The sequence below is a fragment of the Stenotrophomonas sp. genome, assembly GCF_031995405.1.
Lineage (GTDB): Bacteria > Pseudomonadota > Gammaproteobacteria > Xanthomonadales > Xanthomonadaceae > Stenotrophomonas.
In genome coordinates this window covers 1-7,589 of the sequence record NZ_DAMAGC010000165.1, presented here as the reverse complement: position 1 = coordinate 7,589, position 7,589 = coordinate 1, and the positions used below count along the sequence as shown (strand labels likewise).

Here is a 7,589-nt window from a genome sequence, read left to right as displayed (position 1 = left end):
CGATGCGGCCGTGCAGGCGCACGCCATCGATCTCCACCTCGTACCGGCGGCTGTCGGCGTCGGTGCCGGCCTGCCAGTGGGCCAGCGCCTGCGCGTAAGGGCGGGTCTGCGCCTGCAGCGTGTCGAACTGGCGTTGCCCCAACGCGCCGGACGGCAGCAGCGCGCGGGCGCGCAGCCGCGGGTAGAGCGGCGCCTCGTCCCCGTCCAGGGTGGCCTCGATCACCGCCTGCTGCAGCAACAGGGTGTCGCTGCCGCGTGCGGCCATGACCAGCGGCTCCACGTCATCGGCATCGCCCAGGTCTTCAGGCAGGCGCAGGCCCAGCCGCTGCGACAGGAACTGGCTGGCCGGGTCGGTAAGGAAGCGGCGCAGCGCGTCCAGGCTGAGGTCGGCCTCGTCCGGCACCGTGTCCGGGATCGGCAATGGCTGGTCGAACCACGGCGCCAGCGCGCGCCGCTGTCCGCCGAGCGAACCGGCGGCCGGGTGCCACTGCTGGCGATAGCTGAAACGCCGAGGTTCGTCACCACCGCCGAACGCGGCCGGAGCGAACGGCTGCAGCGAATGGCGCACGGTCAGCTCCCTGGCGGCGCTGGCCGGTGCCAGGTGATAGTCGGCGGCGGCATCGATCAGTTCGCTGACCAGCACCGAGGGTTCGCGCACGCTGCCATCGCGCGGGTCGGCACCGAGGTAACTGAGGTAGAACACGTCCTGCGCCGAGGCGAACAGCTGCAGGAACAGGAAGCGGTCGTCCTCGCGCAACGATCGATCGCCATGCCGACGCCGGGGGGTGCCCAGCTCGGCGGTGAGCTGGTTGAGTCCGGCGGCCGGGTCGCGACGCGGGAAATCGCCGTCGTTGAGGCCCAGCACGCAGATCACCCGGAACGGCAGCAGGCGCATCGGCACCATGCGGCCGAAGCTGACCCCGCCGGTCAGCAGCGGGGCACGGGTGTCCGCTTCGGCCAACACCCCGGCGAAATGCGCGCGTACTACTTCCGGTGCCACCGCGCCGTGGAAATCGGCCTGCTCGGCGTCACGGGCGAATTCGTTGATCAGCTTGCGCAGGCGCTCCAGCGCGCGCTGGCTGTTGGCGGCCTGCGGCGGCTCGGGCAACAGCGCATCCAGCAGCGCCAGCAGGCGTTGCCGCCACTGGGCCGGCGGCAAGGCATCGCCGAGCGCCTTCTGGTACCGGGCCAGCACGCGCAACAGGCCGAGCAGGCGGTCCAGCGCGTCCAGCGCGCTGCCTTCCAGTTCCGGCCAAGGCGCCACGCCGGCGATATCGCCATCGCTGCCGCTGGCATGCCCCAGCAGCAGCCGATCCAGCGCGAACTGCCAGGTGAACGCATCATCGCGCGGGGCCTGGTGCTGGCTGCGGTGGTTGGCATCCAGCCCCCAGCGCGCGCCGGCGGCCTGCAGCCAGTCGTGCAGGCGATCGAAGTCGGCCGCATCCAGCCCGGCCGCCTCGGCCAGCGGCGCGCTGGCGAGCAGGTCCAGCACTTCATTCAAGCCGAACCGCGACACCGGCAGGCCCAGCAGGTGCACGAAGACATCGGCCAGCGGCTCGCCGGCCAACGGGCTGGTATCGGCCAGCGCATAGGGAATGTGGTCGTCACCGCCGCTGCGACCGCCGAACACCGCTTCCAGGTACGGCACGTAGGGATCGATGTCCGGGGCCAGCACCGCGATCTCGCGGGCCTGCAACGGCGGCTCGAAGCGCGGATCCTGCAGCAGCCCGCGCAACTGGTCGTGCAGCACCTGCAGTTCACGCAGTCGGGTATGGCAGGCGTGCACCTGCAGGCTGGGATCGTCGCGGCGCAGGCCGTCACGGCGCTCACCGGCCGGTTGCCCGCGGCGATGGAAAAGATCGCGCTGCAGGCGATGCAGCAGGCTGTCGGACAATCCGCCGGCGTCCATGTCCGCACGCGCGTCGTCTTCGGGATCGTCATAGGCGGCGATCTCACCGGACGGATGCACCACCTCGTAGCTGCCCAGCACCGCCATGAAATCGCGCCCGGCCGCGCCCCACGCCTGCAGCAGGCGATTCTCGCCGGCCGCGTCGCCGAACGGATCCGGCGCGCCGCTGCGCAGTTTCTCGCCCAGGGTCTGCAGGTCGCCCCAGTAGGCCTGGGTCGGGGTGGGCAGGTAGAAGTGCATGGTGCCGACCCGCGCCTGGGTCGCCAGCACCCGCAGCACGTCGGGAGAAATATTGAGCGTGGCGAAGGCGAACACCCGTGCCGGCAGGCCCTGCGGCAGCGCCTGCCCCGCCCCTTCGAAGCGCGACAGGTAGGCATCGATGCGACGGGCGCGGTACTGGTGACCGCTGGCGATGTGCCGCCACAGGATCGCCTGCGGATCCTGCGCGTCGGCACCGGCTTCCCAACGCAGCAGCCAGTCGCGGCGCCAGGCCTGGTACTTCTCGAACACCGCCGCCAGCTCGCCGGCCAGCGCCCAGGGCTTGAGCGGATCGGCCGCCGACAGGTACGCCTGCAGCGCGCGCATCGGCGCCTGTGCCAGCAGCGCCGGGTCGCGCAGCGCGGCATACAGCTTCCAGCGCAGGGCGGCGGCGGTGAGGTCGTCGTGCTCGCCGGGCACGTTGGCGTTGAGCGCGCGTGCGACGAACTCGCCGGGGGTGAGGAAGGTCAGGTTGGCGGCAATGCCATACTCGACCGCAAGGGTGGACTGCAGCCAGCGTCGCATCGCCACCTGCGGAATCAGCACCACCTCCGGGACCAGGATCGACTGGCCGGACACCGGCGTACGCACCTCGCTGGCCAGCAGTGCGGCCAGGACGTCGAGTGAGTTGGAGTGGTACAGGCGGAAGTCGGACGCAGCATCGGTCATCGCGCCAGTGTGCCAGTGTGCCGCAGCTGTCGCACGATCACGAGGGTGGCGTCCTCCGGGATGCCCCCCGACGACGGGATGCCGTCATCCGATACGGAGTGTTGCGAGCGCCGTCGCAGGTCGGCCCGGGCCGGCGTGCGACAATACTGCACGGTCCAGTTCGGTTATGTTCAGCCGTTCACCACGATCTTACAACGTTGGAATTTTGTTAATGGCTTCCATGACGGCTTCCGCAGAACCTCTGGTGCAGTTGTCCAACGTGCGTATCGATCGCGGCGGTCGCAGCATCCTGCGCGACGTTTCGCTGCAGGTGCCGCGCGGCAGCATCACCGCCGTGCTGGGCCCATCGGGCAGCGGCAAGTCGACTCTCCTGGCGGCGCTGACCGGTGAACTGCGTCCGGTCGCCGGCGACGTCACCCTGTTCGGCAAGCCCATCCCCACCGGCACCGGCGCGCTGCTGGAGATGCGCAAGAGCGTGGGCGTGCTGCTGCAGGGCAATGGCCTGCTCACCGACCTCACCGTGGCCGAAAACGTCGCCCTGCCGCTGCGCACCCACACGCGCCTGCCCGCGGCCGTCCTGAGCCGGCTGGTGCAGATGAAGCTGCACGCGGTGGGCCTGCTGGCCGCCGCCGATGCCTGGCCGCGCGAGCTGTCCGGCGGCATGGCCCGGCGCGTGGCGCTGGCCCGCGCGCTGGCGCTGGACCCGCCACTGATGATCTACGACGAGCCGCTGACCGGGCTGGACCCGATCGCCTCGGGCGTGATCATGAGCCTCATCCAGCGTTTGAACCACAGCCTGGGGCTGACCAGCATCATCGTCAGCCACCATGTGCATGAGACCCTGCCGATCTGCGACCAGGTGATCGCCATTGCCAATGGTGGCGTGGTGTTCCAGGGCAGCCCGGCCGCGCTGGAGTCCAGCCAGGACCCGCTGCTGCGGCAGTTCCTGCATGGCCAGCCCGATGGCCCGATTCCGTTCGATGCCGCGCCGCGCGCGAGGGTTGCCTGATGCCGTTCGTTGACGCCACCCGTTCGCTGGGCCGCGCGGGCCTGTTCTCGCTGACGGTGCTGCGCGGCTCGCTGCCAACCGCCGATTTCCTGGCCGAACTGACCCGCGAGATCTACAAGGTCGGCGCGCGCTCGCTGCCGATCATCGCCGTCGGCGGTGCCTTCGTCGGGCTGGTGCTCACTCTGCAGGGCTACCGCACCCTGACCACCTTCGGCGCCGCCGATGCGCTGTCCACGCTGCTCGGCCTGTCGCTGTACCGCGAGCTTGCACCGGTGCTGACCGCGCTGCTCTTCATCGGCCGCGCTGGCAGTTCCATCGCCGCCGAACTGGGCCTGATGCGCGCCACCGACCAGATCAAGGCGCTGGAACTGATGGCCATCGATCCGGTCGCCAAGGTGGTGGCGCCGCGCTTCTGGGCAGCGGTGCTGACCGTGCCGCTGCTGACCGGCATCTTCTGCTCGATGGCGATCAGCGCCAGCTACTTCGAGGCCGTGCACGTGCTGGGCCTGGACAACGGCGTGTTCTGGTCGGCGCTGAGCAACAGCGTGGACTTCTGGGACGATTTCGGCGTGGCGATGCTGAAGTCGGCCATCTTCGGTGGTACCGCGGCACTGGTGGCGTCGTATGTCGGCTTCCACGCCGAACCCACCATCGAAGGCACCTCGGTGGCCACCACCCGCGCGGTGGTCAACGCCTCGCTGCTGGTGCTGATGTTCAACTTCGTGCTGTCGGCCATGATGTTCCGGTAACTCCCCGGAACGGTACGCAACGCAACCCCGCCCCGGCACCCGTCGGGGAACCTGACAAAAGAACAGTGAGATAACCCCATGGCCATCCGCGGTCCCAGACTCGAATTTTCCGTCGGCGCTTTCCTGCTGCTGGCGCTGGCCTCGCTGCTGGTGCTGGCCATGGCCTCCACCAACCAACGCTGGGGCCTAGGTGGCGACGGCTATGAACTCAAGGCGCGCTTCACCCAGATCGGGCAGCTGCGCAAACAGGCGCCGGTGAAGATCGGCGGCGTGGTGGTGGGCCAGGTCGCCAACATCGAGCTGGACCCGACCAAGTTCGACTCCATCGTCACCCTGAAGCTGGACGGCAAGTTCAAGGACCTGCCGGCCGACACCTCGGCGGGCATATTCACCAGCGGTTTGCTCGGCGAGAGCTATATCGGACTCCAGCCGGGCGGTGATCCGGACGTGCTCAAGTCCGGCGACGAGATCGTGTTCACCCAGCCGGCGGTGGATCTGCTGCAGTTGGTCGGCAAATACATGTTCAGTGGCCCGGCCAATACCGGCGGCGCCGCTCCCCAGGATGCTCCCGGTGCGGAAGCGCCGGCTACGGAAGCGCACAAATGAAAACCAAACTGATCCCGGTCCTGCTCGCCTCGGTCCTGCTGGCCGGTGCTCCCTCGCTCAGCTTCGCCCAGGCCGCGCCGGCCGCTGCCAGCGCCCAGCAGGGCCAGGCCGGCACCGTCGTGCTCGATGCCAGTACGCGCATCCTGTCCACCCTGCAGCAGCGCCGCACCGAGTTCCGCAGCAACCCGACCGCGCTGCGCAGCTTCATCAACGGTGAGCTGACCAAGACCTTCGACCGCGACTACGCCGCCCGCCTGGTGCTGGGCGTGCACGGCCGTGGCGCCTCTGATGCCGATGTGAAGCTGTTCGCCGATGCCATGGCCGACAACCTGATGCAGCGCTACGGCTCGGCACTGCTGGATATCCAGGGCAAGCCCAGCTTCCGCCTGAAGTCCGAATCGCCGCTGCCGGGCAACCGCGGCGTCAAGGTATCCACCGAACTGGTGCGCGCCGGCAGCGAAGCAACCCCGGTCGACTACCTGATGCGCAACGTCGGCGGCCAGTGGAAGATCTTCGATGTGATGATCGAAGGCATCTCCTACGTGCAGACCTTCAAGACCCAGTTCGACGCCCCGTTGCGCCAGAAGTCGATCCAGCAGGTGGCCACCGAACTGCGCAACGGCAGCATGCAGGCCGCCCCGAGTGGCAAGTAACCCGGCCAGCGTCAGCGTCCAGGGCACGTCGCTGGTATTCAGCGGCGTGCTCGACCGTGCCGCGGTGACGGCCCTGTGGCCGTCGCTGCAGGCCGCCGCCGATGTGCAGGTGCTGGACCTGACCGCAGTGCCACGGGTGGACAGCGCCGGCCTGGCGCTGCTGGCCGAACTGGCCGCACGCCTGCGCGGCAAGGGCGTCGAACCGCGTATCAACGGCGCTCCCGCCGGCTTCACCGAACTCAGCGCAGCCTACCGGTTGGCGCCGTCCCTGGATTTCAATGCCCCCTCTGCCGCGAGCTGACATGAACGTCATACGCACCCTCCCCTTCCTCGTGCTCGCGCTGGCGTTGACCGCCTGTGCCGGCAAGCCCGCCCGCGAGGCCGCACCGGCCAGCGTGGCGGTGGACGCCTCGGCGCCGGTCGATGTCGCCGTCGCGGCTGACGACACGGCCAGCGTGCCAGCGGCAGCCAGCGCCGCACCGGCCACTGCGCCAGTCGCCGCCGACGGCACCGCCGCGCCGACCGCACAGGCCGACGGCCAGGCCGCGCCAACCGATGCCGAAGACGACTTCGCCGCGCTGTACGGTGGTCCGGCGCCTTCGGCCGACGGCAGCGCCCCCGGCCGGGCCGCCTACGATCCGTGGGAACCGTTCAACCGCCGGGTGCACAGCTTCAACAACGTGGTCGACCGCGCCGTGGCCCGCCCGCTGGCCACCGCCTACACCAAGGTGGTGCCGCGCTTCGCCCGCACCGGCGTGACCAACTTCTTCAGCAACCTGCGTGCCCCGGTGACCATCACCAACCAGGTGCTGCAGGGTCGCCCCGCCGATGCCTGGGACAGCCTGGGTCGTTTCGTCATGAACTCCACGCTGGGCCTGGGCGGCCTGTTCGATCCGGCCAGCAAGGCGATGGTGCCGCGTCGCAGCGAAGACTTCGGCCAGACCCTGGGTGCCTGGGGCTGGCGCAGTTCGCGCTACGTGGAACTGCCGTTCTTCGGCCCGCGCACCGTGCGTGATGTGTTCGGCCTGGCCGGCGACATTCCGCTGTCCCCGATCCGCACGATCGAGGAAGACAAGGTACGCATCGGCCTGCAGGGCCTGCAGCTGGTGGACATGCGTTCGCAGCTGATGGCGCTGGATGACATCCGCGACAGCGCCGTGGACGAGTACGCGCTGACCCGCGATGCGTGGCTGCAGCGGCGCAACTACCAGATCGAGAACGACCTGCGCGACAAGCACACGCGCGGCAAGGATGCCGACGACACCGCCCCGATCCCGGTCGATGCGATGCCGATGCCGAACTGGGGCAACTGAGCCAGGGCGTGCCCGCCAACGGTGGGTACCTACCCGCAGGAAGCCGACAAAAACCCCGCCTCGGCGGGGTTTTTTTGGTTCCTCTACCCGTGCAAGGCGCGTCTTGTTGCAACGGGCGTGACAGATTGAACACGGCTCCACGCGCGTGGTCGGATCGTTCGGGCGCCGTGTTGGCCTTCGCTCGGGTCTGTCGCGCGCGTGAGGGGCCCTTAGCAGCCGGTAGGCCCCTGGCGTAGTGTCCCCCGGCCGCGTGGCGGCCTCCTCCTTGATTTTGCCCAGGAGCCTACCGCCCGCCAAGGGGCTCGGCTTGCGGCACGCAGATGGAAGCCAGGCGTTTGTTGCGCTGGTCGGTGGGTCGGTCGCTGGGTCCCCATGCCCTTGGAGGCGAAATAAAGGAGGAGGTGGCGGCCGCAGGCCGACGCC

The 7,589-nt window shown here is 69.3% G+C and carries 7 protein-coding genes; 6 read left to right on the top strand and 1 reads right to left on the bottom strand.

Going from position 1 to position 7,589, the window contains the following annotated elements:
• On the bottom strand, positions 1-2,836 hold a 2,836-nt coding region (gene recC / locus RTO53_RS18720), incomplete at its 3' end, for an exodeoxyribonuclease V subunit gamma (RefSeq protein WP_312239196.1).
• A 220-nt stretch (positions 2,837-3,056) separates the two neighbouring features.
• Here recC and RTO53_RS18715 point away from each other — a divergent pair.
• The 6 genes from RTO53_RS18715 (at position 3,057) to RTO53_RS18690 (ending at position 7,166) form a co-directional block, all read left to right on the top strand.
• On the top strand, positions 3,057-3,845 hold the full coding sequence (locus RTO53_RS18715) for an ATP-binding cassette domain-containing protein (RefSeq protein ID WP_312239195.1): 789 nt from the start codon (positions 3,057-3,059) through the stop codon (positions 3,843-3,845).
• On the top strand, positions 3,845-4,594 hold the full coding sequence (locus RTO53_RS18710; RefSeq protein ID WP_256776120.1) for an MlaE family lipid ABC transporter permease subunit: 750 nt from the start codon (positions 3,845-3,847) through the stop codon (positions 4,592-4,594). Before RTO53_RS18715 ends, RTO53_RS18710 begins: the two co-directional genes overlap by 1 nt.
• A 78-nt stretch (positions 4,595-4,672) precedes the next feature.
• The gene (mlaD, locus tag RTO53_RS18705; protein ID WP_312239194.1) at positions 4,673-5,200 is read left to right on the top strand and encodes an outer membrane lipid asymmetry maintenance protein MlaD; all 528 of its coding nucleotides are present in this window, start codon (positions 4,673-4,675) and stop codon (positions 5,198-5,200) included.
• Positions 5,197-5,853 carry an ABC transporter substrate-binding protein gene (locus RTO53_RS18700; RefSeq protein WP_312239193.1) on the top strand — a complete coding sequence of 219 codons (657 nt, stop codon included), beginning with the start codon at positions 5,197-5,199 and terminating at the stop codon, positions 5,851-5,853. The genes mlaD and RTO53_RS18700 overlap by 4 nt, the downstream gene beginning before the upstream one ends.
• A complete protein-coding gene (locus tag RTO53_RS18695; RefSeq protein WP_312239192.1) occupies positions 5,843-6,154 on the top strand; it encodes an STAS domain-containing protein in 312 nt (103 codons plus the stop codon). The genes RTO53_RS18700 and RTO53_RS18695 overlap by 11 nt, the downstream gene beginning before the upstream one ends.
• A 1-nt stretch (position 6,155) precedes the next feature.
• Positions 6,156-7,166, top strand: a complete 1,011-nt coding sequence (locus RTO53_RS18690; protein ID WP_312239191.1) for a VacJ family lipoprotein — start codon at positions 6,156-6,158, stop codon at positions 7,164-7,166.
• The last annotated feature ends 423 nt before the right edge of the window (positions 7,167-7,589 follow it).

What these genes read in the sequence shown, in the direction of transcription:
- RTO53_RS18715 (WP_312239195.1), top strand. Translation starts at nt 3,057, where the DNA reads ATGACGGCTTCCGCAGAACCTCTGGTGCAGTTGTCCAACGTGCGTATC.
- RTO53_RS18710 (WP_256776120.1), top strand. Translation starts at nt 3,845, where the DNA reads ATGCCGTTCGTTGACGCCACCCGTTCGCTGGGCCGCGCGGGCCTGTTC.
- mlaD (WP_312239194.1), top strand. Translation starts at nt 4,673, where the DNA reads ATGGCCATCCGCGGTCCCAGACTCGAATTTTCCGTCGGCGCTTTCCTG.
- RTO53_RS18700 (WP_312239193.1), top strand. Translation starts at nt 5,197, where the DNA reads ATGAAAACCAAACTGATCCCGGTCCTGCTCGCCTCGGTCCTGCTGGCC.
- RTO53_RS18690 (WP_312239191.1), top strand. Translation starts at nt 6,156, where the DNA reads ATGAACGTCATACGCACCCTCCCCTTCCTCGTGCTCGCGCTGGCGTTG.